Annotated in this window: 23 protein-coding genes; 6 read left to right on the top strand and 17 right to left on the bottom strand. The window is 73.0% G+C overall.

Annotated elements, in window-relative coordinates:
• Positions 1–53: 53 nt before the first annotated feature.
• From ACFZAU_RS02690 to ACFZAU_RS02660, 7 genes are all read right to left on the bottom strand, one after another.
• The gene (locus tag ACFZAU_RS02690; RefSeq protein WP_500550744.1) at positions 54–1058 is read right to left on the bottom strand and encodes a sugar phosphate isomerase/epimerase family protein; all 1005 of its coding nucleotides are present in this window, start codon (positions 1056–1058) and stop codon (positions 54–56) included.
• 28 nt (positions 1059–1086) lie between these two features.
• On the bottom strand, positions 1087–2313 hold the full coding sequence (locus tag ACFZAU_RS02685; protein ID WP_500550743.1) for a Gfo/Idh/MocA family protein: 1227 nt from the start codon (positions 2311–2313) through the stop codon (positions 1087–1089).
• A 49-nt stretch (positions 2314–2362) separates the two neighbouring features.
• Complete coding sequence (locus ACFZAU_RS02680; RefSeq protein WP_499605322.1) at positions 2363–3409, bottom strand: substrate-binding domain-containing protein; 1047 nt, start codon at positions 3407–3409, stop codon at positions 2363–2365.
• A gap of 77 nt (positions 3410–3486) precedes the next feature.
• Entirely contained in the window at positions 3487–4524 is a 1038-nt protein-coding gene (locus ACFZAU_RS02675; RefSeq protein ID WP_499605324.1) for an ABC transporter permease, read from the bottom strand.
• Positions 4521–6068: a sugar ABC transporter ATP-binding protein gene (locus ACFZAU_RS02670; RefSeq protein WP_500550742.1), complete on the bottom strand. Its 1548-nt coding sequence runs from the start codon at positions 6066–6068 to the stop codon at positions 4521–4523. The genes ACFZAU_RS02675 and ACFZAU_RS02670 overlap by 4 nt, the downstream gene beginning before the upstream one ends.
• Positions 6069–6170: 102 nt before the next feature.
• Complete coding sequence (locus ACFZAU_RS02665; protein WP_500465746.1) at positions 6171–7352, bottom strand: ROK family protein; 1182 nt, start codon at positions 7350–7352, stop codon at positions 6171–6173.
• Between the two features lie 292 nt (positions 7353–7644).
• A complete protein-coding gene (locus tag ACFZAU_RS02660; protein WP_500551110.1) occupies positions 7645–8826 on the bottom strand; it encodes an ROK family protein in 1182 nt (393 codons plus the stop codon).
• A 221-nt stretch (positions 8827–9047) separates the two neighbouring features.
• On the opposite strand from ACFZAU_RS02660, the gene ACFZAU_RS02655 reads away from it, so the two are divergent.
• Positions 9048–10223 carry an alpha/beta fold hydrolase gene (locus ACFZAU_RS02655; RefSeq protein WP_500550741.1) on the top strand — a complete coding sequence of 392 codons (1176 nt, stop codon included), beginning with the start codon at positions 9048–9050 and terminating at the stop codon, positions 10221–10223.
• Positions 10224–10242: 19 nt separating this feature from the next.
• The gene (locus tag ACFZAU_RS02650; protein ID WP_500550740.1) at positions 10243–10668 is read left to right on the top strand and encodes a nuclear transport factor 2 family protein; all 426 of its coding nucleotides are present in this window, start codon (positions 10243–10245) and stop codon (positions 10666–10668) included.
• A 132-nt stretch (positions 10669–10800) separates the two neighbouring features.
• Here ACFZAU_RS02650 and ACFZAU_RS02645 read toward each other — a convergent pair whose 3' ends face one another.
• The 10 genes from ACFZAU_RS02645 to ACFZAU_RS02600 all read right to left on the bottom strand — a co-directional run bounded on the left by ACFZAU_RS02645 (position 10801) and on the right by ACFZAU_RS02600 (position 19836).
• Complete coding sequence (locus ACFZAU_RS02645; RefSeq protein WP_500550739.1) at positions 10801–11157, bottom strand: hypothetical protein; 357 nt, start codon at positions 11155–11157, stop codon at positions 10801–10803.
• A gap of 64 nt (positions 11158–11221) precedes the next feature.
• Positions 11222–11914, bottom strand: a complete 693-nt coding sequence (locus tag ACFZAU_RS02640; protein WP_500550738.1) for a hypothetical protein — start codon at positions 11912–11914, stop codon at positions 11222–11224.
• A 70-nt stretch (positions 11915–11984) separates the two neighbouring features.
• A complete protein-coding gene (locus ACFZAU_RS02635) occupies positions 11985–12338 on the bottom strand; it encodes a WhiB family transcriptional regulator (RefSeq protein WP_499605340.1) in 354 nt (117 codons plus the stop codon).
• 104 nt (positions 12339–12442) lie between these two features.
• Positions 12443–13318: a LysR family transcriptional regulator gene (locus tag ACFZAU_RS02630; protein ID WP_500550737.1), complete on the bottom strand. Its 876-nt coding sequence runs from the start codon at positions 13316–13318 to the stop codon at positions 12443–12445.
• Positions 13319–13395: 77 nt separating this feature from the next.
• Complete coding sequence (locus tag ACFZAU_RS02625; RefSeq protein WP_500550736.1) at positions 13396–14262, bottom strand: NAD-dependent epimerase/dehydratase family protein; 867 nt, start codon at positions 14260–14262, stop codon at positions 13396–13398.
• 142 nt (positions 14263–14404) lie between these two features.
• Positions 14405–15217, bottom strand: a complete 813-nt coding sequence (locus ACFZAU_RS02620; RefSeq protein ID WP_500551109.1) for a Gfo/Idh/MocA family protein — start codon at positions 15215–15217, stop codon at positions 14405–14407.
• A 75-nt stretch (positions 15218–15292) separates the two neighbouring features.
• Positions 15293–16489: an ROK family transcriptional regulator gene (locus ACFZAU_RS02615; protein ID WP_500550735.1), complete on the bottom strand. Its 1197-nt coding sequence runs from the start codon at positions 16487–16489 to the stop codon at positions 15293–15295.
• 35 nt (positions 16490–16524) lie between these two features.
• A complete protein-coding gene (locus ACFZAU_RS02610) occupies positions 16525–17394 on the bottom strand; it encodes a carbohydrate ABC transporter permease (protein WP_499605348.1) in 870 nt (289 codons plus the stop codon).
• The gene (locus tag ACFZAU_RS02605; protein ID WP_500550734.1) at positions 17394–18401 is read right to left on the bottom strand and encodes a carbohydrate ABC transporter permease; all 1008 of its coding nucleotides are present in this window, start codon (positions 18399–18401) and stop codon (positions 17394–17396) included. Before ACFZAU_RS02605 ends, ACFZAU_RS02610 begins: the two co-directional genes overlap by 1 nt.
• 34 nt (positions 18402–18435) lie before the next feature.
• The gene (locus tag ACFZAU_RS02600) at positions 18436–19836 is read right to left on the bottom strand and encodes an ABC transporter substrate-binding protein (RefSeq protein ID WP_500550733.1); all 1401 of its coding nucleotides are present in this window, start codon (positions 19834–19836) and stop codon (positions 18436–18438) included.
• Positions 19837–19988: 152 nt separating this feature from the next.
• Here ACFZAU_RS02600 and ACFZAU_RS02595 point away from each other — a divergent pair, with 152 nt between their 5' ends.
• From ACFZAU_RS02595 to ACFZAU_RS02580, 4 genes are read left to right on the top strand one after another with little or no spacing between them, the layout of a single operon-like run.
• Complete coding sequence (locus ACFZAU_RS02595) at positions 19989–21035, top strand: zinc-dependent alcohol dehydrogenase (RefSeq protein WP_500465758.1); 1047 nt, start codon at positions 19989–19991, stop codon at positions 21033–21035.
• Between the two features lie 14 nt (positions 21036–21049).
• Positions 21050–21850, top strand: a complete 801-nt coding sequence (locus tag ACFZAU_RS02590) for a sugar phosphate isomerase/epimerase family protein (protein WP_500550732.1) — start codon at positions 21050–21052, stop codon at positions 21848–21850.
• On the top strand, positions 21847–23217 hold the full coding sequence (locus tag ACFZAU_RS02585; protein WP_500550731.1) for an MGH1-like glycoside hydrolase domain-containing protein: 1371 nt from the start codon (positions 21847–21849) through the stop codon (positions 23215–23217). The genes ACFZAU_RS02590 and ACFZAU_RS02585 overlap by 4 nt, the downstream gene beginning before the upstream one ends.
• Positions 23214–25169 carry an amylo-alpha-1,6-glucosidase gene (locus ACFZAU_RS02580; protein ID WP_500550730.1) on the top strand — a complete coding sequence of 652 codons (1956 nt, stop codon included), beginning with the start codon at positions 23214–23216 and terminating at the stop codon, positions 25167–25169. The genes ACFZAU_RS02585 and ACFZAU_RS02580 overlap by 4 nt, the downstream gene beginning before the upstream one ends.
• Positions 25170–25220: the final 51 nt, after the last annotated feature.

Raw genomic sequence — 25220 nt, 5'->3', positions numbered from 1 at the left:
GCGGCGGTGAGCCGCCGGGCTGTGGACTGTCTGCTGTGACCTGCGGTGACGCCCTAGTCGTTGCCTCCGAACGCGGCGTCGAAGGAAGCCGTCGGCGGGTCGAAGTCGTACCGCTTCAGGAGAGAAAGCGCTTCCGGCGCACCGGCGAGGCGGTCCATCCCGGCGTCCTCCCACTCGACCGAGATCGGGCCGTCGTATCCGATCGACCGCAGCATCCGGAACACGTCCTCCCACGGCACGTCGCCGTGCCCGGCCGAGACGAAGTCCCAGCCGCGCCGCGGGTCGCCCCACGGCAGGTGGGAGCCCATGCGCCCGTTACGGCCGTCGAGGCGCTTGCGGGCCTCCTTGCAGTCGACGTGGTAGATGCGGTCCTTGAAGTCCCACAGGAACCCGACGGGGTCGAGGTCCTGCCACACGAAGTGGCTCGGGTCGAAGTTCAGCCCGAAGGCCGGCCGGTGGCCGACGGCCTCCAGCGCGCGGTGGGTGGTCCAGTAGTCGTAGGCGATCTCGGCCGGGTGGACCTCGTGGGCGAAGCGGACCCCTTCGGCGTCGAAGACGTCGAGGACCGGGTTCCACCGCTCGGCGAAGTCCTCGAAGCCGCGCTCGATCATCCGCTCCGGGACCGGCGGGAACATGGCGACCAGGTGCCAGATCGACGATCCGGTGAAGCCGATGACGGTGCGCACCCCGAAGGCCGCCGCGGCGCGCGCGGTGTCGGCCAGCTCCCGCGCGGCGCGCTGCCGCACGCCCTCCGGCTCACCGTCGCCCCAGATGCGGGCGGGCAGGATCCCCTTGTGGCGCTCGTCGATCGGGTTGTCGCAGACGGCCTGGCCGACCAGGTGGTTGGAGACGGCCCAGCACTTCAGTCCGTACTTGTCGAGCAGTGCCCGCCGCCCGTCCAGGTACGCGGGGTCGGCGAGGGCCTTGTCGACCTCGAAGTGGTCGCCCCAGCAGGCGAGTTCGAGCCCGTCGTAACCGAAGTCACGGGCGAGCCGGCAGACCTCCTCCAGGGGCAGGTCGGCCCACTGGCCGGTGAAGAGGGTGAAGGGTCGTGGCACGGCGAGGACCTCCTCGATGCGGGCGTGGTCAGGACGGGACAGGGGTGTGGACGGGGGTGTAGACGGCGTTCTTCTCGGCGCTCTCCTCCACCGCCGCCAGGACGCGCTGCACCTGCAGGCCGTCGGCGAAGGAGGGCGCCGGGGCGACCCCCTCCGCGATGCCGACGACGAGGTCGCGCGCCTGGTGGGTGAAGGTGTGCTCGTAGCCGAGCGCGTGGCCGGGCGGCCACCAGGCCTCAAGGTACGGATGCCCCGGCTCGGTGACCAGGATCCGCCGGAAGCCGGCCGATTCGGCGGGCTCGGTGTGGTCGTGGAACGACAGCTCGTTCAGCCGCTCCAGGTCGAAGGCGAGTGAGCCGCGCTCGCCGTTGATCTCCAGCCGCAGGGCGTTCTTGCGCCCCGACGCCATCCGGGTGGCCTCGAACGAGGCGAGCGCCCCCGAGGTGAGGCGCCCGGTGAACAGCGCCGCGTCGTCGACCGTCACGGGTCCCCGCCGTCCGCCCCCGGAGGCCGACAGCCCCGACGAGGCGCCGTCCAGCTCGGGCCGGTCCCGCACGAAGGTCTCGGTGAGCGCCGAGACGCCCACCAGGAGCTCCCCCGCCAGGTACTGGGCCAGGTCGACGGCGTGCGCGCCGAGGTCCCCCAGCGCCCCCGAACCCGCGTACTCGCGCTTCAGCCGCCAGGTCAGCGGGAAGTCCGGGTCGACCAGCCAGTCCTGGAGGTAGGTCACCCGCACGTGGCGGATCGCGCCGACCCTCCCGTCCGCGATGAGCCGGCGGGCGTAGGCGACCGCCGGCACCCGCCGGTAGTTGAAGCCGACCATGGCCACCTGGCCGCGGGCGGCGGCCCGTTCGGCCGCCGCGGCCATGACCTCGGCCTCGGCGACCGAATTGGCCAGCGGCTTCTCGCACAGCACGTGCTTGCCCGCCTCGAGCGCCGCGACGGCGATCTCGGCGTGGCTGTCACCGGGGGTGCACACGTCCACCAGCTGGACGTCGTCCCGGTCCACCAGGGCCCGCCAGTCCGTCTCCGCGGCCGCCCAGCCGTGCCGGGCGGCCGCGGCCCGGACGGCCCCCTCGTCCCGGCCGCCGATCGCGGCCAGGACGGGCCTCATCGGCAGGTCGAACACGTGGCCCACGGTGCGCCACGCGTGGGAGTGGGTGGCGCCCATGAAGGCGTAGCCGACCATGCCGATGCCGAGCGCCGGCGAAGCGGCCCCTGCCTCACTGTCTTCGTTGCCGGCCATATCAGCCATGCCGTTGCTCCTCGTCGGTTGCTCGGTTCGGACGGGCGGGGCGGATCCGTTAAATGAAGCCCGTCGGCAGGTACTCGTCGACGTTCTCCTTGGTGACGACGGCGGAGTACAGGGTGATCGACGCGGGGATCTCCAGCTCCGCCATCCCGCCGACGCCCTTCTTCTGGCCGAGCGCGCGGGCCAGGTCGATGGCGGAGGCGGCCATGGTGGGCGGGTAGAGGACGGTGGCCTTCAGCACGCCGTTGTCGGCCTTGATGGCGTCCATCGCCGCCTTGGAACCGGCGCCGCCGACCATGAAGAAGTCGTCGCGGCCCGCCTGCGCGATGGCGCGCAGGGCGCCGACGCCCTGGTCGTCGTCGTGGTTCCACAGCGCGTCGAACTGCTTCTGCGCCTGCAGCAGCTGGGCCATCTTGGCCTGGCCGGTCTCGACGGTGAACTCGGCGGCCTGCCGGGCCACCTTCTTGATGTTGGGGTAGTTCTTCAGGGCGTCGTCGAAGCCCTGGGTGCGTTGCCGGGTGAGCTCCAGGTTGTCGATGCCGGCGAGCTCGACGACCTTGGCGTCCGGCTTGTCCTTGAGCTGCTCGCCGATGTAGCGGCCGGCGTTGAGCCCCATGCCGTAGTTGTCGCCGCCGATCCAGCAGCGGTACGCCTGCGGGGAGGCGAAGATCCGGTCCAGGTTGATCACCGGGATGCCGGCCTTCATGGCCTGCAGGCCCACCTGGGTGAGGGCCTTGCCGTCGGCCGGCAGGATGACCAGGACGTCGACCTTCTTGTTGATCAGGGTCTGGATCTGCCCGATCTGGGCGGCGGTGTCGTTGGAGCCCTCGGTGATCTCCAGCGTCACCTCGGAGTACTTCGCGGCACGGTCCTTGGCGTTCTGGTTGATGGCGTTGAGCCAGCCGTGGTCGGCCTGCGGGCCGGCGAAGCCGATCGTGACCGGCGTGCCGGGCTTGTCGTCGGCGGCGGCCGCCGTGGTGGCGGCCGTGCCGGCCTTCTTCGGCTCGTTGCTGGTGCAGGCGGTGAGGGCCGCTCCGGCGGAGACGGCGGCGGCGCCGAAGAGCAGTCCTCTGCGGCTGGTGACCGGGATTCGTGGCATGGCGGTGAAACCCTCCGGGATAGGGCGGTGCGGGGCGCGTGCGGGTTGTCGGGTGGAGCGGGGTGCGACGGGCCTTGTCAGCCGTCGCCGTTGCGCACGGTGCTGCGCTGGACCAGGACGGCGGCCACGATGATCGCTCCCTTGGCGATCTGCTGGACGGCGCTCTCCAGGTTGTTGAGGGCGAAGATGTTCTGGATGGTGATGAACACCAGCACGCCCAGGACGGAGCCGACGATCGTGCCGCGGCCGCCGCTGAGCAGCGTGCCGCCGATGATCGCCGCGGCGATGGCGTCGAGTTCGTAGAGGTTGCCGTTGGTGTTCTGGCCCGAGCCGGACAGGATGATCAGCATGAAGGCCGCGATGCCGCAGCACAGCCCGGACAGCAGGTAGAGGTAGAGCCGCTGCCGGCGGACGTCGATGCCGGCCAGGCGGGCCGCCTCCGCGTTGCCGCCGACGGCCACCGTCCTGCGTCCGAAGGTCGTCCGGTTCAGCACCAGCCAGCCGACGACGGTGACCGCGGCGAAGACCAGCACCAGCGGCGGGACGCCGAGGACGTAGCTGTCGGGAAGGCCGAGGTCGAGCACCGAGGACACGGTGACGATCTGCGTCTTGCCGTCGGTGAGGTACAGGGCGAGCCCGCGCGCCGAGGCGAGCATGGCCAGGGTCGCGATGAACGGCACCATGCCGCCGTAGGCGATGAGCACCCCGTTGACCAGCCCGCAGCCGACGCCGACGACGACCGCGGTGAACAGGATGCCGGTGAAGCCGTACTCCTGGGTGGCGAGCGTCGTCGCCCACACGGAGGCGAGGGCGACGATCGCGCCCACGGACAGGTCGATGCCCCCGCTGGTGATCACGAAGGTCATGCCGACGGTGACGACACCGATGACGGACGCCTGGGTGAGGACCAGTTGGAGGTTGGAGACGTCCAGGAAACTGTCGGGCTGCGTGATGCCTCCGACGAGGACGAGGGCGGCGAGGACGCCGAGCAGGGACAGGTTCCGGAGGTCGGCGTGGAACCCCAGCGCCGGGCGCCGGTCGCCGCCCTTCGTGACGGGAGGCGCTTCCGCGGGCGGCTTCGGTGCCTGCGGGGCCTCGGAGGCGGGCTGCGTCATCGGCTCGGGCTCCCTTCCATGACGAGGTCGAGTACGCGGTGTTCGTCCAGCTCCGTCGCGGGCGCCGCGTGCACGACGCGTCCCTCGCGGAGCACCAGCACCCGGTCCGCGAGCCCCAGGACCTCGGGGACCTCGCTGGACACGAGCAGTACGGCCAGGCCGTCGTCGGCGAGCCTGCGGATCACCGCGTAGAGCTCGGCGCGGGCACCCACGTCGACGCCGCGGGTCGGCTCGTCGAGCAGCAGGACGCGGCAGCCGCGCAGCAGCCAGCGGGCCAGCACGGCCTTCTGCTGGTTGCCTCCGGACAGGGTGCGCACCCGGGCGTCCGGATTGTCGGGCCGCAGCGACAGCGACCGGGTGGACTCCCGGGCGGCCCGCCGTTCCTCCTTGCGGTCCAGCCAGCCGGCCCGGGAGAAGCGGGCGAGGGTGGAGACCGACACGTTGCGCGTGACGGACTCCAGCATCAGCAGCGCCTGGGCCTTGCGCTCCTCGGGTGCCAGTCCCAGCCCGGCGCGGACGGCCGACCGGACGCTGCCGGGCTTGAGCGGACGGCCGTCGACGGTGACCCGGCCGGCGGTGGGCTTCCGGGCGCCGTAGAGCGTCTCGAGGATCTCCGAGCGTCCGGAGCCCACGAGTCCGGCGAGCCCGACGATCTCGCCCGGGCGCACCTCCAGGTCGACGGCGGCGAACTCGCCGTCCCTGGCGAGCCCTTCGACCCGCAGCACGGGGTCGCCGGAGCGCGGTCCCGCCGGGCGCGGCGGGAAGACGTACTCGACGTCGCGGCCCGTCATGAGCGCCACGATGTCCCGTGTCGGCATGGACTTGGCGGGGAGCCCCCCGGCGACCGCGCGGCCGTCCTTGAGGACGGTGACCCGGTCGCCGACGCGGCGGATCTCCTCGAGCCGGTGGGAGATGTAGACGACCGCGACGCCGTCGGCGGTCAGCTGCCCGACGATGCGGAGCAGGTTGTCGGTCTCCTCCGGGTCGAGCGCGGCGGACGGCTCGTCCATGACGATGAGGCGCACGTCGTGGGAGAGCGCGCGGGCCATCGAGACGATCTGCTGCTGGGCGGCCGAGAGGTCGCCGACGTGGCGGGCCGGGTCGATCTCGGCGTGGCCGAGCCGGCGCAGCAGGACGGCGGCCTCCCGGCGGGCGTCACCCCCGCGCACGACGAACCCGGCGGTGGTCGGCTCGTGGCCGAGGAAGACGTTCTCGGCCACCGACAGCCCCTCGACCAGGTCGAGTTCCTGGTAGATGGTGGCGATGCCGAGCCGCATGGCGGCGATCGGCGACTTCAGCGCCACCGGTTCCCCGCGCCAGGTGATCTCGCCGCCGTCGGGCTGGTGGGCCCCGGCGAGCACCTTGATCAGGGTGGACTTCCCCGCGCCGTTCTGGCCGAGGAGGCAGTGCACCTCGCCGGCCTGGACGTCCAGGTCGACGCCGTCCAGGGCGCGGACGCCGGGGAAGGACTTGGTGATGCCGGACATGGTGAGCAGCGGCGCTGCTGTCGGGGGCGGCGGCGGTGCCGGTGGTTCAGGTGCCATGACGATCCCCTCGGCGGGTGCGGGTGACACGTGCGCGTGCGGAGCGTGCAGGTGGAGCCGGTGGTGCCGTGGTGCCGGTGGAGCGTGCGGCCGGTGGGGGGATCAGGCCGGGGAGAACACGTGGTCGCTGATGAGCCGGGCCGCGCCGATCACACCGGCGGTGGGACCCAGTTCACCCAGGACGATGGGCAGGTTGCCGGTCGCGAGCGGCAGCGACTGGCGGTAGACCTGGCTGCGGATGCTGGCGAGCAGCGTGTGGCCGAGGCCGGTGACGCCGCCGCCGATCACGACCAGCGCGGGGTTGAAGAAGCTGACGAGTCCGGCGATGACCTGCCCGACGCGGTTGCCCCCCTCGCGGATGAGTTCCAGCGCCGCCGCATCGCCCACCGCGGCCGCCGCGGCGACGTCGACGGCGGAGAGCTGCCCGGCCGCCTCGAGGCGGGCGGCGAGGGCGGCGGACCGTCCCGTCCTGGCCGCCTCCAGGGCGTCCTGGGCGAGCGCGGCGCCGCTGAAGTGGGCCTCCAGGCAGCCCTTGTTGCCGCAGGCGCAGGCACGCCCGTCGGCTTCGACCCGGATGTGGCCGATGTCGCCGGCGCTGCCCGTCACACCGCGGTGCACCTCACCGCCGACGACGATGCCGCAGCCGATGCCGGTGCCGATCTTGACGCAGAGGAAGTCGCCGACGGAGCGGGCGACCCCGGCGTGCTGCTCCCCCATGGCCATCAGGTTCACGTCGTTGTCGACCATGACGGGGCAGCCCAGTTCCTGGCTGAGTGCCTCGCGGACCGGGAAGCCGTCCCAGCCGGGCATGATCGGCGGGGCGACGGGGACGCCCTCGGGGAAGCGCACCGGTCCCGGCACCCCGATCCCCGCCCCGTCGAAGCCCTCGGCAAGGCCGGCGGCGCGGAGTTTGGCGGCCATCTCGAGGATCCGCTCGAAGACGGCGACCGGTCCTTCGCGCACGTCCATCGGGTGGTTGAGGTGGCCGAGCACCTCCAGTTCGGCGTTGGTGACGGCGACGTCCACCGAGGTGGCGCCGATGTCGACGCCGAGGAAGCGCAGTGAGGGCGCGAGCCTGATGTTGTGCGAACGCCGTCCGCCGCGCGAGGCGGCGAGTCCGTCCGCGACGACGAGGCCCGTCTCCAGCAGCCGGTCGACCTCGACGGCGAGCTTGGAACGGGACAGGTCGATCTGGTCCCCCATCTGGGCACGGGAGTTGGGCCCGCCGTCGCGGAGCAGCCGCAGGAGCCGCGCCTGGTGCGCGTTGGCGGGTCGAGCTGTCATGCGTCTCACGTGCCCCTCACCTCCCCCGGCCGCGGCATGGGGATACCGGACCGGCATCGGCCGGTCCCGCTCCGTCAGGCTTTCGATGGGAAAGTAGCAGCGCCCGCCCAGTGGGGGAAGAAGTTGCGCAGGAATCGGGAAGGTCTTTTTCCGGTTCCAGGACAAAGTCTTGAGGCGTGCCAACTCACCTGCGACGCAAGGGAAGTGGACACGGGGGGCGCCCAACGCGGGGCAGCGCCGTGGCGAACGGCGGGCGACGTCCCCGCGTACCGGCGGGCGGTGCCGCCGGGGGTCACACCGGCGAGAAGACGTGGTCGCTGATCAGACGGGTGGCGCCGACCACGCCTGCGGCCGGGCCGAGTTCGCTGAGGACGATCGGCAGGTTGCCGGTCGCGAGCGGCAGCGACTGGCCGTACACCTGGCTGCGGATGCTCGCCAGCAGCGTGTGCCCCAGGCCGGTGAGCCCACCGCCGATCACGACGAGTCCGGGGTTGAAGAAGCTCACCAGGCCGGCGATCACCTGGCCGGTGCGGTTGCCGCCCTGCCGGATGAGGTCGAGTGCCACTCCGTCCCCGCCCGCCGCGGCGGCCGCCACGTCGGCGGAGGTCAGGGTGCCCGCCGAGGCCAGCCGCTCGGCGAGCGACGCCGACTCCCCGACGGCGGCCGAGGCGGCGGCGTCCCGGGCCAGGGCGCTGCCCCCGAAGTAGGCCTCCAGGCAGCCGTGGTTGCCGCAGGCGCAGGGGAGCCCGCCCGGCACCACCTGGATGTGGCCGATGTCCCCGGCGCTGCCGGTGACACCCCGGTGGACCTGACCGCCCACGACGATGCCGCAGCCGATCCCGGTGCCGATCTTGACGAAGAGGAAGTCCCGCACGGAACGGGCGACCCCGGCGTGCTGCTCCCCCAGCGCCATCAGGTTCACGTCGTTGTCGACGAGGACGGGACACCCGAGTTCCTGGCTCATCGCCTCCCGGACGGGGAATCCGTCCCAGCCGGGCATGATCGGCGGGGCGACCGGCACGCCGTCGGGGAAGCGCACCGGACCGGGCACCCCGATCCCCGCCCCGTCGAAGCTCTCCGCGGCGCCGGCGGCGCGCAGTTCGGCCGCCATGGCCAGGACCTGCTCGAACACGGCGACCGGTCCCTCACGCACGTCGAACCGCGCGGCACGGTGGCCGAGCACCTCCAGCTCGGCGTTGGTGACGGCGACGTCCACCGAGGTGGCGCCGATGTCGACGCCGAGGAAGCGCAGCGAGGGCGCGAGGCGCAGGTTGTGGGAGGGCCGTCCGCCGCGGGAGGCGGCGAGTCCGTCGGGGACCACGAGCCCCGTCTCCAGAAGGCGTTCGACCTCGACGGCCAGCTTGGACCGGGAGAGCTCCACCTGGTCGCCGAGCACGGCCCGCGACTGCGGGCCGGCGTCGCGCAGCAGGCGCAGCACCCGCGCCTGATGGCCGTTGGCCGGACGGGCCGTCATCCGTCTCACGTCGCGCTTCTCCCTCGCCGGTCGTCCTCGGGTGCGTCTCGTCACCCTCCGGACGGGGCCACGACTGGACCGGACCGTACCACCGGGGTGGGTGCCCGGGAAGAAACCGCCGAAAGGCACCCGGAGGCCGCTTTCGCGAGCGGCCCCGGGAGGTGTCGTTTGCGGGCGGACGCCGCGTCCGGCAGGGTGCGGGACGACGGAGGGGGTTGTCGATGACGTGGTCCCGGATGACGGTGGTCCGCGAGGGCGTACGGCTGGAGTGCCGCGTGCGGCCGGGTCCGGAGCCGTCGGTGGTGCTGCTGCACGGCCGGGCGGGGCACGCGGGCGAATGGGACGACACCGCGCGGTGGCTGAGCCCGTGTCATCGCGTGGTCGCCGTGGACCAGCGGGGGCACGGCGCCTCCGAACGGCGCCCCGGGGACGTATCCCGCGCGGCCTACGTGGACGACGCCGTGGCCGTCGCCGAGGCGTCGGGCACCGGGCCGGTGATCCTGGTGGGCCAGTCGCTCGGCGGCCACACGGCGATGCTGACGGCCGCGGCCCGCCCGGATCTGGTCCGCGCCCTGGTGCTGGTCGAGGCGGGACCCGGAGGACCGAACCCGAGTGTTCCCGCGGACATCGGGGCGTGGCTGGACTCCTGGCCGGTGCCCTTCCCCTCGGTGGAGTCCGCCGCCGCGTTCCTCGGCGGCGGCCCGGTCGGCCGGGGCTGGGCGGAGGGCCTGGAGCGGCGCGAGGACGGCTGGTGGCCACGCTTCGGAGGCCGAGGAGATGTGCCGCCGGCAGCCGCGGGCGGTGGCCGTCTGCGTACCGGGGACCGGCCACGACCTGCACCTGGAGCGCCCGGACGCGCTGCGCCAGGCGATGGCCGCATTCCTCGACGGGCTCGGCTGACGCGCCCCGCCCGAAGGCCGCGCGCGGCCCGGTGGGCGCGCCGCGGCCGGGCCGTTCCCCGGCCGGGCCGTACATCACCATGGCCGTCGCGCTGCCCGACGGCGCGTTCCGGCTGCGCCAGTTCAGCCGGCCTGTCGTCGGCGCCTGTCGCTCTTCCCGCACGAGCACCTGGGGCTCGGGGTCACCGTCCGGATGTCACGCCGTACGGCGAGGTGGTCCCCGACGACGACCGCACCTCGTGGACGCATCCGCTGCGCTGCGAGGCGGAGGAGTGCGTGCGGCGGCTCGGCGGGCGGCCGCACGTCCGGTACGAGGACCCGGCCGGGGTGGCTCCCGCGGCGATCCGCCACGAGGTGTTCGGTCCTGACCCGTGGCACGCCCCGAGCGGGCCACGGAACGTGTGCCGGGTCCCGCCCTTCGGACCGTCCGGCGAAGGAACCCCCGATTCCCCTATGCTCGCCTACGATCCGACAACCTTCCCAACAGTTGATCCTTGAATCACCTCAGGAGATCGCCATGCCCGAGACGCCAGGATCCGGGAGCGCGGCCCCACAGGAGGTCGCCGAGGCGATGTACGACGCCATGCTGCGGTCCGACCGGGACACCCTGGCCGCCATCGCCTCCCCGGGGATCCGGATCCGGGTGACGGACGCACTGCCTGCCGGTGGCGCGGACCCCGGACTCGCCGGTTTCGCGGCGTTATTCAAGAGGACGTTCCACATGATCGAGAGCCGCATCGAGATCGACCGGCTCTTCGAGGAGGGCGGCCAGGTCGTCGCCGTGGGACGCACGCAGGGCGCGGGCCGAGGGACCGGCGGGCCCTTCGACTCCGCGGTCGTTCACGTCTTCACGGTCGAGGAGGGAAGGATCGTCGGGTTCGACGCGTACGGCGAGGGCGGGCCCGTCGCCACGGCGATCGACGGCACTGGCGCGCCGGACTGACACGGGCGCATGACCGAGCGGGAGTTGACCGGCGGTGACGCCCGCGCCCCTACGCCGTCCAGCAGTGGAGGCGGTGGCCGTCCCACCCGCCGATGTCGCGGGCCAGCCGGGCGAGACCGCCCAGGATCTCGGTCACGATCTCGTGGTCGAGCACCTCCCCTTCCGCCGCCCGCTGCCGGATCCACGCTTCGCCGATCTCGGCGAGCCGGGACGCGTCGGCGGCGGCGAGCGCGTCCTGAAGGACTCGGGAAACGGCGAGGACGACGGGACCCTCCCAGTCGCCGGCGGCGGCGACGGCTCTGGCACACCGGCGTCGACGAGTTCGCCGAAGCTCCGGCCGGTGACGATGCCCTCCCACTCGATCAGCGCTTCCTCGGCGTCGAAGTTGCCGTACTTCAGCGACTCGAACGCCCCGCCGGGGCCGCCGACCACGACCGCGGCCGCCGTCTCGTCACCCGGCGCCACGAAGAACTCGACGATGGCGCTCACCGGGCCATGGTGCCCGATCGCCCGGCCCGGTTGCGTCCGGCGCCCTCGAACGGCCCGGCGGTGATCAGGACTCGCACACGGAGGCCAGCGGGTACTGGCCCGCGTCGAAGGCCTCCTGGCACACGGAGATCCCGAAGGCGATCTCCAGTCCCTTGAGGAACCGCTCCCGCCAGTCGGTGATCCGGCCTTCGTCCTCGAAGACCGGGCGCCCGGCGGCGTAGCGGACCTCGGGACGGCATCCCGCGTCGTGCATGGCCCAGTTGAGGAAGGACATCTCCGGCGCATGGTCGAAGTAGTGTCCGCCGTCCGGTCCGGCCGCGCCGGCGAAGCGGCCGTGGATCTCGCCGCTCCACACCTGGCGGCCGTCCTCGAAGTAGGCCATGCAGTACATGCCCTTTGCGGCGATGTTGTAGAGGAGGACCGCCCGGCCCGTCCCCCGGGGCAGCGCGAAGCCCTCCCGGAAGTGGACCAGGTAGTCGAAGGCCCCGGCGAGGAAGGACCAGTCCCCTTCCTTCCCGTAGGCGGTGAGGCGGGGTTCGTCGGGAACCCGGATGCGGGGGTGGGTCCTCTCGTGGACGGCCTTGGCCTCGGCGCCGACGGGCTCGGGGATCTCCCAGGGGACGGCGCCGAAGACCACCGCGAGGTCCTGCGGCGCGACGTGCTCCGCGAACACGAGACCGGCCTGCACCGCCAGGAGGGGGTCGTCTGAATCCGGCCAGCGCCCGCCGATCCACGCGATTCCATCGTCCGCCGCCATGGCAGGTGACCGTAACAGCGTGGTCCGACAACGCTGCTGGGGCCTGCCGCCGCCGGTGTGCGGCCGCGCTTCAGGCGGAGGCCCGCTGCGGTCCCCGCTCGTAGGCCTGGCGTGCCGTCCGCAGCAGGGTGCGCCAGGACGTGACGGTGGGGCGGCGGCGCAGCAGAGCGCGGCGCTCACGCTCCGTCATGCCGCCCCAGATCCCGAACTCGGTACGGTTGTCGAGGGCGTCGGCCAGGCACTCGGTGCGCACGGGGCAACCGCCGCACACCGCCTTGACCCGCTTCTGGGCGGCCCCCTGGACGAACAGCACGTCCGGGTCCTCCATCCGGCACATGGCCTGCGCTCCCCAGTTCTCCACCCAGACGTCGGCCTCGCCGCCGGCACCCGTCGGCCCCGGCTCCCCCACCACGTCAAGATTCATCGGCGTCTCTCTCCCGCTCCGCCACCCCGTCGCGCCTTCGCGCGGGGCCTCTCCTCTCGTCCCCGTGCCCTCAGTACGGACCGGGTGCGGAAACCGTTCAGCGGTCAGGCGGACGAGTCGGCGCGGGCGACGGCGATGTCGGCGAACTCCTCGATCAGCGGGTCGTGCCGGTTGCCGTCCCAGGCCAGGAACACCCGGTTGGGGCCGATGTCCTCGATCTCGACGTGGGCGATGTCGGCACGGGTGTAGTACGTCGCGGTGGAGAGCGGCAGCACGACGACCCCGCGCCCCGCCGCCACGCTCTCGAGCTTCTCCTCGACGGAGCGGAAGACCGGTACGTCCGGCCGGCGTCCCGGACCGGCGGGTTCCCGGGCGACGTCCCGCCACTCGGGCACGGCGGCCGGGTCCTGCAGGAGGTGCTCGCCGGCGAGGTCCGCGATGCCGAGGACGGGCTTGCCGGCACAGGGGTGGTCCGCGGGCAGGACGGCGACGCGGGGCTCGGCGAGGAGGCTGCGGGTCGCCAGGCCCCGGGTGTCGACGGGCATCCTGACGTAGCCGATGTCGACGCGCCCGTCGAGGATGACCTCCGTCTGGTCGTCCCAGCCCGTCCTGACGACCTCGACCGACAGGTCCGGGTGCCGGCCGGAGAACTCCCGCACGGCACCCGTGACGATCAGCCCCGGCATGAATCCCACGGTGAAGGAGGCGTGGCCCCGGGCAGCACGGGTGACGCGCCGCCGGGTGGCGTCGGCGGCCGCCAGGAGCGGTCCGGCGTCGGAGAGGAGCTGCGTGCCGGCGGCGGTCAGCTCGGTGCTGCGGCGGTCGCGGGAGAACAGCCGCACCTTGAGTTCGTCCTCCAGCGCCCTGATCTGCCGCGACAGCACGGGCTGCGCGATGTGCAGGCGTTCCGCGGCCCTGCCGAAGTGCAGTTCCTCGGCCACCGCGACGAAGTACCGCAGCTTGCGGAGATCGAGGTCCACGGGCCCCTCCTCGTTCCTCGCCGGGACGGACACATCCGAGCGTATCCGCCCGGACCGCGCTTCTGAGGGGAGCGGGCTCACGGGCGGGCGAGGTCGGCCGCCAGGTCGCGCCGGGTGGGCCGCCAGCCCAGCTCGCGGCGGGCCCGGGCACCGGTGAGCCGCTGGTCGAGGGCGAAGGCCTCCGCGATGGGGCCCATCCGCTGCTCGGCCTCCGCCTCCGTCAGGTGCCGGACGGGTCCGGGCCGGCCGATCGCCCGGCTGACCGCGTGGGCGACCTCGGCCTGCGTCGGGTGGAGGTCGTCGACCCCGGCGTAGACGGAGCCGGGCGCGGCGTCGAGGGCCAGCACGTAGAGCTCGGCGACGTCGTCGACGTGGACGGTCGACCAGTGGTTGGCCCCGTCGCCGACGCAGGGCACGGAACCGGTCTCACGGCCCGGGGCCGCGTAGAACGTCTCGACGAGCCCGCCCGAGCGGCCGTGGACCAGGCCGGGCATGACCAGGACGGGCCGCTCGCCGGTCGCGGCGCGGGCCAGGACGCGCTTCTCGTTCTCCCTCCGCCAGGCGGTGATGCGCGGCGGGGAGAGCGGGGCGTCCTCGTCCGCCACGCCGTCGGTGTCGCCGTAGACCCACACCCCGCCGGTGTGGACGTAGGGACGCGGCCCGGCGCCGTCCTGCAGTGCCTCGGCCGCCGCACGGTCGACCTCGGCGGTGTCGGGACCGTAGTGCTGGCCCAGGTGGACGACCCCGTCGGCGGCGCGTGCGGCGGCCCGCAGCACGTTCGTCGCGGTCAGGTCCCCCGGTACGGGGACGGCCCCGAGGTCGCGGACGGTCCGGGCCGAGTCCTCGCTGCGCGCCAGGGCGGCGACCTGGACGCCCCGGCGCACCAGGGCCTCGATGGTGGCCCGCCCGACGTAGCCGGAGCCTCCGGTGAGGAAGACCTTCATGACGTTCGCCCTTCTCGTGGTGTGCTGTGACACCTCCGAGTCTTCCGGCGGGGCGGGCGGCGCGTCCAAGACCTGTTCCCGGCCCTGTGATGCCCGCCGGGTATCAGCGCCAGTCGTCACCGCAGGACGTCACCGCCGGACGTCACCGCAGGGCCGCGTCGATCAGCTCCTGCAGGCGCAGTCCGCGCCGCGCGTCGAGCTCGCCCGCGCGGCCGGAGCGGACGGCGGCGGCGAACTCGGCGCGCAGGACGGGCCAGCCCTCCTCGTGGTCGATGACGGAGGTGTCGTACACGAGCTCTCCGCCCGGGCCGAGGAGTTCGATGCGGGTCCGGGGCTTCGGCAGCCGGACGCTGCCGGAGAGGGAGGCCTGGCTGACCGCGCCGTTCTCGTGCTCGCAGGTGACCTCGACCCACTTCCGGGGGTCGCCGGTGGCACGGATGGAGGTGATGGGGCCGACGGCGGCGTCGAGCAGGTCGATCAGGTGCGGGCCGAGGTCGAGCAGGGCGCCCTGTTCCAGGCGCCAGCCGGTGGCGAACTCCCCGCCCAGGAAGGCCCCGTGCAAGTAGCAGGACCGCGCGCCGGTGATCTCGGCCTCCTGTGCGCGGCGCAGGAAGTCGCGGGTCTCGGCCTGGTAGCGCTTGGTCAGCACCATCTGGGAGACGACGCCGGCCTCCGCGACGGCGTCGGCGACCGCGCGTGCCGAGGCCAGGTCGGGGCCGAGCGGCTTCTCCAGCAGCAGGGCCTTGCCGGCCTTGGCGGCGCATACGGCGAGTTCGGCCTGGACGGCGGGCGGCACGGCGAACGCCACCGCCTCGCAGCGGTCGAAGAGTTCCTCCGGGCTGCCGGCCGTCACCGCGCCGTAGGTGTCGGCGATCTCGCGGGCGGCCTCGGTCCGCCGGGCCCAGACGGCGGTGAGCCGGGTCTCGGGTCCGGCGGCCAGGATCCGCGCGTGCATCGTGCGGGCCCAGGGGCCGGCGCCGATCAGTCCGACCTCGACGGGGGCAGGGGTGTTCACGGTGGTGCTCCAGGGTCAGTTGGGGGCCGCGGCGGCCAGCCGTTCGTTGGCCTGGTCCGGGGCGTAGAGGTACTCGACCACCATGGCGGTGGCGCCGGCGAGGGCGGCGCGGTGACCGAGGCGGGAGGTCACGACCTGCAGGTTGCGGGTGGCCCGGGGCAGGGCGCGCTGGTACAGCAGTTCGCGCACCCCGGTGACGAAGTGGGTCTCGGCGAGGTCTCCGGCGATCATCAGGACACCGGGATTGAGCAGGGTGACGACCGTGACCAGCACCTCGCCGCAGCGCCGGCCGGCCTCGCGGGCGAGGCGCACCGCGTCGGGGTGGCCAGCGTCGAGGTGCTCGCGCACCTGCGCGGCGGAGCCGGCCGGTACGCCGAGGGCGCTGAGCTGCCCGGCCAGCGCGCGGCCGCTGGCGACGGCGGCGAGGCAGCCGTGGGAGCCGCACATGCACAGGGCGTCGGACGCGTCGTGCAGGCGGATGTGCCCGAGGTCGCCCGCGCCGCCGTCGATCCCGCGGAAGGCGGTGCCGTCGATGACGACGCCCGCGCCGATGCCAGTGGAGACCTTGACCAGGACGAAGGCCGAGCAGTCGCGCCAGGAGTCGCGCTGTTCGCCCAGGGCCATCAGGTTGGCGTCGTTGTCGACGAGGACCGGCACCGAGGCGGGCAGGCCGGCGTGGCGGGCCAGCGCCTCCTGCATGCGGGCGGGGACGGGGTACCCGTCCCAGCCGGGCATGATCGGCGGCCGGACCACCACGCCGGTGGTCCAGTCGACGGGGCCGGGCACCGACAGCCCGACGCCGCACACGGTGGCCGCCGGGACGCCGGCGGCCACGACGAGCTTGGCGAACCAGCGGCCGAGCTCGTCCAGCACCCGGTCCGGGCCCTGGTCGAGCAGCAACTCCCCGGTGTGCTCGGCCAGTACCCGGCCGGACAGGTCCAGCACCGCCGCGCGGGCGGAGGTGGTGTCCAGGTCGGCGGCGAGCACGGCGGCGTGCCCGGCGTCGAACTGCAGGTGCGTGGAGGGCCGTCCGCCGGTGGACTGCCCGCCGGGTACGGTCCGCAGCCAGCCGGCGGCGAAGAGCTGGTCCAGCCGCTGGCCGACGGTGGAGCGCGAGAGGCCCGTCACGCGCTGGAGTTCCCCACGGGTGGTCGCCTGTCCGGTCCTGATCAGTTCCAGCAGGTGTCCGGCGGTGCTCCAGGGCGTAGCCATCCGTGCTCGCTCCCCCTCGTGTCGGGCCATGGTGCTCAGCTCTTGTCCGCGCCGCTGGTCAGGCCCTCGGTGAGGAGCCGTTCGGCCGCGTAGAAAAGGAGTACCACGGGAATCGTCAGCACGACGGAGCCTGCCATGAGGACGGTCTTCGGCACCTCGATGCCGTTGGCGAGCTGCTGGAGTCCCAGGGACACCGTCCACTTGTCCGGATCGGCGGCCAGGAAGAGCAGCGCGAAGAGGAACTCGTTCCAGGCGATCATGAAGACGTACAGCCCGGTGGCCATCAACGAGGGTGCGGCCAGCGGCAGGACGACCCGCCGGACGGTCTGCAGCCGCGAGGCGCCGTCGAGGGCGGCGGCCTCCTCGATGCTCTCCGGGATGGTGATGAAGTAGTTCTTGAGCATGTAGATGGACACCGGCACGGTCTGCGCGATGTACACGATCGCGAGGCCGAACAGGCTGCCCTGCAGGCCGATGCGGGCGAACACGACGAACAGCGGCACCGCGAGCAGCGTCGCGGGGAAGAGGTAGACCGCCAGGAACAGCGCGCTGACCTGCCGGCCGCCGAAGAACCTCAGCCGGGTGATGGCGTAGGCGCCGGGGACGGACACCAGCAGGGTCAGCAGCATCGAGCCGAGTGCCACCAAGGCGGAGTTGCCGAGCATCCGCAGGAAGCCCTGGCCGCCGTCGTCCACCGACTTGAGGACGGTGCGGTAGGTGTCGAGGGTGAACTCGGAGGTGCCGACCCACAGCTTGCCGGGGTCGAGCAGCAGCTGGTCGATCGGCTTCACCGAGAGCAGCAGCATGTAGTAGAAGGGGAAGATCGTGATGACGGCCAGTCCGGCGATCACCACCCAGCGCAGGACGGCGAAGGTGCGGTCCTCGATCTGTGCACGACTGGCCATCACGCCTCCTCCTGAACCTTCTTGGCGAAGAACTTGAAGTAGATGCCGAGCAGCACGGCGAGGATCGCGGCGAGGACGAGGGCCTGGGCCGCGGCGGCGCCCACGTCGTAGCGGGCGGTGAGGAAGTCGTAGACGCGCACGGCGACCACGTCGGTGCCGGAGCCGCCGCCCGTGAGCAGGTAGATGTCGTCGAACTTGTTGAAGGTGAGGATGAAGCGCAGCACCGCCAGCAGCGCGATGACCGGCATGAGCTGGGGCAGCAGGATGTGGCGGAAGCGCTGGGTGATGGTGGCACCGTCGACGACGGCGGCCTCCTCCAGGCCCTCCGGGACGGCCTGCAGCCGGGCCATCAGGAAGAGGAAGGCGAAGGGGAAGTAGCGCCAGGTCTCGAAGGCGATCACGGTGAACAGGGCCAGCGGCACGTGGACGTGCCAGCCGAGGAGGGAGATCTCCTGGGACCGGGTCGACAGGAAGGCGACCGGTTCGTCCCAGCCGAACAGCTTGGTGCCCACCTCGTTGACGATGCCGAACTGCGGGCTGAGCGCGATCTCCCAGACGAACGTCACGGCGACGACGGGCGCCACGTACGGCAGCAGCATGGTGCCGCGGAGCAGGGCCCGGCCGCGGAAGGGACGGCGCAGCGCGAGGGCCGCGATCAGGCCGAGGACGATGGAGCCGGCGGTGGCGCCGACGGTGTAGACCAGGGTGGTCCACAGGGAGGTCCAGAAGCCGGGCGAGGTGAAGACCTCGCTGAAGTTGCTCCAGGTCCAGTTGGACAGGAAGCCCATGCCCTGGATGTCGACCAGGCGGGCGTGCTGGAAGGCCAGCAGGACGGTCCAGGCGATCGGCAGGACCACGACGACCAGGACGACCAGGAGGGTGGGCGAGACGAAAGCCAGTCCGGCCCGGTTCTCCCGCTGGGCCAGGGTCAGTTGGCGCCGGGGCTTGGTGTTCGCGGTATCCGCCTCCGGCGTTCTCCGCTGCTGTGTGCTCTGTGCGGTGCTCATCACTGCTTCCTTGAAGGACGAGGCCGGGGGCGGCTCACTGGAGGGACTTCTGCAGGGACGCGACTTCCTCGTCGGCCTCCTCGGCCGCCTCCTGGGGGGAGGTCTGGCCGGTGGTCATGTCGCCCACCGCCTTGGGGATGGGCAGTTCGCCGATGGTGGCGCCCACGAGTGCGCCCTGGCCCTGGGTGATGCCCCAGCGCTTCATGTTGCTGACCCCGGCGATGAGTTCGTCGAGCAGCTGCGGGGAGAAGACCTCTTCCATGGACTTCTTCGTGTCCACGCCCATGTCGCTGGCCCGCCAGGCCTTGAGGTACTTCTGCGGGTCGTCGGCGGTTCCGGACCGGACCGGGATCTTGCCCTCGGGGGCCATGCCGAACCAGCCCTGGTAGCCGTCGCCCATCATGTACTCGATGAACTTCTCCGAGGCCGCGGTCTCCGCGGTCTTGGTCACCACCCAGGAGGAGACCTCGCCGAACTGGGCGGGCTTGGCGGCGTCGGGACCGCTCAGCGCGGTGACGATCCCGCTGTTGTCCGAGAGGTACTGCGGGTCCTTCTTGCACTGGGCGCAGCTGGGCAGTGCGTCGCCTCGCAGGCCGGCCAGCTCGTCGAGGAGGAAGGTGGACCAGACGATCATGGAGGAGCGCCCGGCGAAGTAGACGGCCCGGGTGGTGTCCACGGTCTGGGTTCCGGGGGCGCCGTAGTCGCCGGCGAGCTTGGCGTAGGCGTCGAAGGCGCGGTCGCACTGCGGGCTGTCGAGGGTGACGTCGCCCTTGGCGTCTGCGAGTTCGCAGCCGTTGGCGAGGGCGATGTCCTCGAAGCTCTGCTGGGTGAAGACGTCACTGGGGTCGGTGGAGAGCGAGATGCCGCTGGTGCCACCGCTGTTGAGCTTCCGCGCGGCCTTGAGCATCGCGTCGTAGCTGTCGGGGGCGGCGAGACCTGCCTTGGCGAAGAGGTCCTTGCGGTAGACGAGGATCTGCATCCAGGCGTCGCTGGGCACGCCGAGGCGGGTGGCGCCGTCGCCGGTCAGCTTGAGGGCGTTGCCGTTGAAGGTACCGGACCCCAGGTCGTCGACGATCTTCTTCGTGGCGGCGGTGTTCAGCAGGCCGTTGCTGTACATCTGCCAGACCGGCGCGAGGGGTATGCCGCCGATGACGTCGGGAAGGGTGCCCGCGGCGGCGGCCGACATGATCAGCTGAGGCAGCTGGCCCTCGTCGACCCCGACGAGGTTCACCTTGACCCCGGACTCCTTCTCGAAGGCGGAGACGACCTTCTTCGTCGCCTCGACGCGGTCGGTGAGGTTCTCCAGGCTCCAGACGGTGATCTTGTTGTCGGGTTTCCCGTTGTCCTGCGCCGCGCAGCCGGACATCACCCCGATTCCCACTACGGCGGCCAAGCCGCTCGCCAGCGCCCTCGACCGTCGGGACCACATGCGCATCAACCGTCCTCATCGTCAGCCTTGCGTTACGTACGCGTTGCATCAGAGCACCACTTTTGCTTGTTGACAAGACTTAAGTCTCGGATATCTTCGACGTAAGTCAGCCGTCGATGGCTGAACGGACCGCATAACCGATCTTTCCGGAGTCCCCTGTGGAACGCGTAGTCCAGTTCACCGGCCCCCGTCAGGTGGAGGTCGCCCCGAGCGAGTCAGTCCCCCTGCCCCCTGGCCATCTGCGCGTACGAACCCGCTACTCCGGCATCTCGGCGGGCACCGAACTCACCGCGTACCGCGGGACCAACCCGTACCTGACCCGCACCTGGGACCCGGAGGCCCGCCTGTTCCGCGACGGCGCGGCGGGCATCGAGTACCCCGTGGCGGGCTGGGGGTACTCCGAGGTCGGCGAGGTGACGGAAGTCTCACCGGAACTCACGGACGTGCCCGGCATGCCGGCCGTCGGCGAACTGGTCTGGGGCATCTGGGGCCACCGCAGCGAGGGCGTCGTGCCTGCCGAGCGCATGGCCGGGCATGTGCTGCCGGCCGGCCTGGAGCCGCTGGCCGGGGCCTTCGCCCGCGTCGGCGCGATCGCCTACAACGCCGTCCTCGGCGCCGACGTCCACCTCGGCGAGGACGTCGCCGTCTTCGGCCAGGGCGTCATCGGACTGCTCACCACCCGCCTCGCCCAGCTGAACGGCGCCCGCGTCACCGCCGTCGACGCGCTCGACGTCCGCCTCGCCAAGGCCGCGGAGTACGGCGCGACGACCACCCTCAACGCCCGTACGGACGCGGTCGCCGAGCGGATCCGCACCGCCACCGACGGCCGCGGCGCCGACGTCGCCATCGAGATCAGCGGCGCCTACCCGGCCCTGCACGACGCCCTGCGCTCGGTCGCGGTCGGCGGCCGGGTCGTGGCCTCCGGCTTCTACCAGGGCGACGGTGTGGGCCTGCGGCTCGGTGACGAGTTCCACCACAACCGCGTCCAGCTGATCTGCTCCCAGATCGGCGGGGTCCCGCCGCAGCTCTCCGGGCGCTGGAGCGTCGAGCGCCTGCAGCAGACCTTCCTGCGGCTGGTCGCCGAGGGGCACGTCGACGTGCGGTCCCTCGTCAGTCATGTCGTCCCGGTCGCCGACGCGGCCGAAGCCTACGTCCTGCTGGATGAGCGTCCCGCCGACGCGCTCCAGGTCGTCCTGGAGTTCTGAGAGGCCCCTCGATCATGTTCAAGACCGCTTGCCAGGAACAGTTGCTGCCCGGTGACACCCTCCAGCAGAAGTGGGAGTTCGCCCAGGAGGCCGGCTACGACGCCGTCGAACTGCGCGGGAAGGGCGACTTCCACTTCCGCGACCGGCTGCCCGAGCTGCGCAGGGCGCAGGCCGACGGCGTCGTCATGCCGACGGTCTGCGTCGACATGCTGCACTTCTTCGGCGCCTTCGACCCCGACCTGCGGCGTGACGCCGTCGCACAGATGAAGTCGCAGCTCAGCGTCATCGCCGAACTCGGCGGGCTGGGCGCCCAGACCCCCGCCTCCTACGGCATGTTCTCCCGCCGGCTGCCGCCCTTCGAGCCGCCGCGCAGCGAGGAGGAGGACCGCGAGGTGCTCCTGACGGGGCTGACGGAACTGGGCGAGCACGCCCGCGCCGAGGGGGTCACGCTGTTCCTCGAGCCCCTCAACCGCTACGAGGACCACATGGTCAACCGGCTGGAGCAGGCCGCCGACCTGATCCGCACCGTCGGTCTGGACTCGGTGCGCATCGGGATCGACAGCTACCACATGAACATCGAGGAGACCGATCCGGCGGCGGCCATCCTGGCCGCGGCACCGCTGATCGGCCACGCCCAGGTCAGCGACTCCAACCGCTTCCAGCCCGGCGCGGGCCACCTGGACTGGCCCGCCTGGCTCGGAGCGCTGGACGCCGCCGGTTACGACGGCTACCTGGCCGCGGAGTGCCGCCTGACCGGCGACCCCGTCGACGCCGTGCGCTCGGTCCCCGCCTTCCTGCACCGGGCCACCGGATGACGGCCGTCCTCGAACCGGCCCTGCGGTCCGCAGGTCCCGAGGAGGACCGGGACGCCGCGCTGCGCCGGGCCGCGGCCCGCGTGCTGCTGTCCAACTGGACGGGCGCGGCGACCGTCCCCTCGCGCACCCTCTACCCGCACCAGTGGAGCTGGGACTCGGCCTTCATCGCCATCGGGCTGGCCCGGCTCGCCCCGCGCAGGGCCCAGCGGGAGCTGGAGACCCTGCTCGGGGCGCAGTGGCGGGACGGCCGGATCCCGCACATCGTCTTCAACCCCTCGGTGCCCCTGGACGCGTACTTCCCGAGCCCCGACTTCTGGCGCAGCTCGTCTGCGGGCGCGGCGTCGGGCGCGCCCGCGGACATCGAGACCTCCGGTATCGTCCAGCCGCCGGTGCACGCGCTCGCCGCCTGGCAGGTCCACCTCGCGGACCCGGCCGAGTCCCGGCGGCGCGGCTTCCTGCGGCGGATGTACCCCCGGCTGGCCGCCTGGCACCGCTACCTCGCCGGCTCGCGCGACCTGGGCGGCGGCGGGCTGGCGGCCGTGGTGCACCCCTGGGAGCCGGGGCTGGACAACAGCCCGGTGTGGGACGCGGCGCTCGCCCGGGTCGAACCGGCGCCGCCGGAGTCCTTCCGCAGGGCGGACCTCGACCACAGCGCGGCCGCCGAGCGCCCCACCGACCTCGACTACGGCCGCTACGTCCGGCTCGCCGCCGACTACCGCGACCACGGCTACGACGACGCGCGCACCCCGCACGCCTTCGCCCTCGAGGACCCCTGCTTCAACGCCCTGTCGATCGCGTCCGAGCACGCCCTCGCCGAGATCGCCGCGGCGACCGGCGCGGACCCCGCGCCGCACCGCCGCAGGGCGGCCGAGGCCACGTCCGCCCTGGTGGAGCGGCTGTGGGACCCCACCGCGGGCATCTTCCTCGCCCGTGACCTGACGACCGGCGGGACGGTCGGCGGCCACAGCGTCGCGGGCCTGGTGCCGCTGGTCGTGCCCGGCCTCCCGCAGGACGTCGCGCGGTCGCTGATCGCGACGGCGCACGGCGAGCGCTTCGGGCTCGGCCGGGTGCACCTGGTGCCGAGCTACGACCTCACCGCCCCCGAGTACGACGGCAACCGCTACTGGCGGGGCCCCAGCTGGTTCAACACCGCCTGGCTGGTCGAGCGCGGGCTGCGGCAGCACGGCGCGGACCGGGCGGCCGACGCCCTGCGCGACCAGGCGCTCGACGACGCCCGCCGCACCGGGTTCGCCGAGTACGTCGAACCGCACGGCGGCCAGGGCCGCGGCATCCGCCGCTTCAGCTGGACCGCCGCCCTGGCCCTGGACCTGCTGCACCGGACACCGCAAGGAGAGCACGCCCGATGACCGTCGAACGTCTGCTGGTCCACCGCGGCACCTTCGCCTCCACCAGCCGCTCCGGCGACATCACCGGACGGCGCGGGGACACCCCGGACGGCCTCTTCATCCGCGACGCCCGGCACCTGAGCCGCTGGCGGCTCACCGCGGACGGTGTCGTGCCGTCCCTGCTGACCTCCTCCGACGACGGTTTCGTCCTCACCCCCGAGGGCGGCCGGGACGAACCGCCGGCGTACTCGCTCTTCCGCCGGCAGGCCGTCGAGGCGGGCGCGCTCACCGAGCGCGTCCGTGTGGTCAGCAACCGCGCGGAGCCGGTCACGGTGGAGATCGCACTGGAGGTGGACGCCGACTTCGCGGACCAGTTCGAGCTGCGCGGCGACCACCGGCGCTACGACAAGGCGGACGGCCGGCGCACCGCCGAGGACCGTCCGGACGGTGTCACCTTCCGCTACCGGCGCGGCGAGGACTGGGACGCCCGGACCACCGTCACCGCCTCCCCCGCCCCCGCGGCCGTCCGCCGGACGGAGCCCGCGGGCACCGCGCGCCTGCTGACCTGGCGGCTGCCGCTGCCCGGCCACGGCGCCGCCGAGCTCGCCCTGAGCGTCCGGGCGGTGCCCCACGGCGCGGCCGAACCGGCCGCTCCCCCGGACCCGGAGTCGGTCCGCAACCGGCACGCCGCCGAGGAGGACGGCTTCGTCCAGGCACGGCCGCGGCCGCGTTCGCTGACCAACTGGGACGAACTCGCGCGCGCCTGCGCGGCGGGCCTGGCCGACCTGGCCCGGCTGCGCGTGCCGGCGACCGGCCCGGCCGGCGAGCCGCTGCTGGTACCCGCGGCCGGCATCCCCTGGTTCCTCACCCTCTTCGGCCGCGACTCCCTGCTGACCTCGCTGTTCGCGCTGCCGTACCGGCCGGAGCTGGCCGCGGACACGCTGCTGGCCCTCGCCGCGGCCCAGGGCACCCGGCACGACGCGGCCCGCCTCGAGCAGCCGGGCCGGATCGTGCACGAGGTCCGGCACGGCGAGCTGGCCCACTTCCGGCAGGTGCCGTACGGCCGCTACTACGGCAGCGTCGACGCCACGCCGCTGTTCCTGGTGCTGCTGGAGGCGCACAGCGCGGCGACCGGCGACCCCGGGCTCGCGCGGCGCCTGGAGCCGCACGCGCGTGCCGCGGTGGAGTGGATGTTCCGCGACGGCGGGCTCGGCGCGGGCGGCTACCTCCGCTACACCTCCGACGCGGCGCGCGGCGGGCTGGCGCACCAGAACTGGAAGGACTCCGAAGGCGCCATCTGCTTCGCCGACGGCCGCCGCCCCGAGGGCGCGCTCGCCGTGGCCGAGGTCCAGGGCTACGCCTACGACGCCCTGGTCCGCACCGCCCGCCTGGCCCGTACCGTCTGGGGTGACGCCGAGGAGGCGGACCGGCTCGAGAAGGCCGCGGCCGACCTGCGGGAGCGGTTCCGCCGGGACTTCTGGATGAGCGGCCGGGACTTCCCCGCCCTCGCCCTGGACGGCGAGGACCGGCAGGTGGACGCGCTGGCCTCGGACGCCGGGCACCTGCTGTGGTCCGGCATCCTCGACCCGGCCGACGCGCGGACGGTGGGCCGGCGGCTGCTGCAGCCGGACTTCTTCTCCGGCTGGGGCGTGCGCACGCTCGCCGCGGGCCAGGCCCCGTACCACCCGCTGTCGTACCACCGCGGCAGCATCTGGCCGCACGACAACGCGGTCGTCGTGCTGGGGCTCGCGCGCAGCGGTCTGGCGGAGGAGGCCTCGCAGATCGCCCACGGGCTGGTCCAGGCCGCCGCCGCCCACGACTGGCGCCTGCCGGAGGTGATGGCGGGGTACGGCCGGGACGAGCACCCGGTCCCCGTGCCGTACCCGCACTCCTGCTCGCCCCAGGCGTGGGCCGCGGCCACTCCCCTGGCCCTGCTCACCGCACTCAACGGGGGCCCGGACGCATTGCGTTGAGGCCCTTCCGCCAAGGCGGTGCACCGAAGGCCCCGGGTCCCCGGCCGTGAC

Origin of the sequence: Streptomyces sp. NPDC008238 (assembly GCF_042956445.1) — a bacterium.
GTDB lineage: Bacteria > Actinomycetota > Actinomycetes > Streptomycetales > Streptomycetaceae > Actinacidiphila.
The sequence above is the reverse complement of the archived record's forward strand: the minus strand, read 5'-3'. Positions and strand labels throughout refer to the sequence as shown.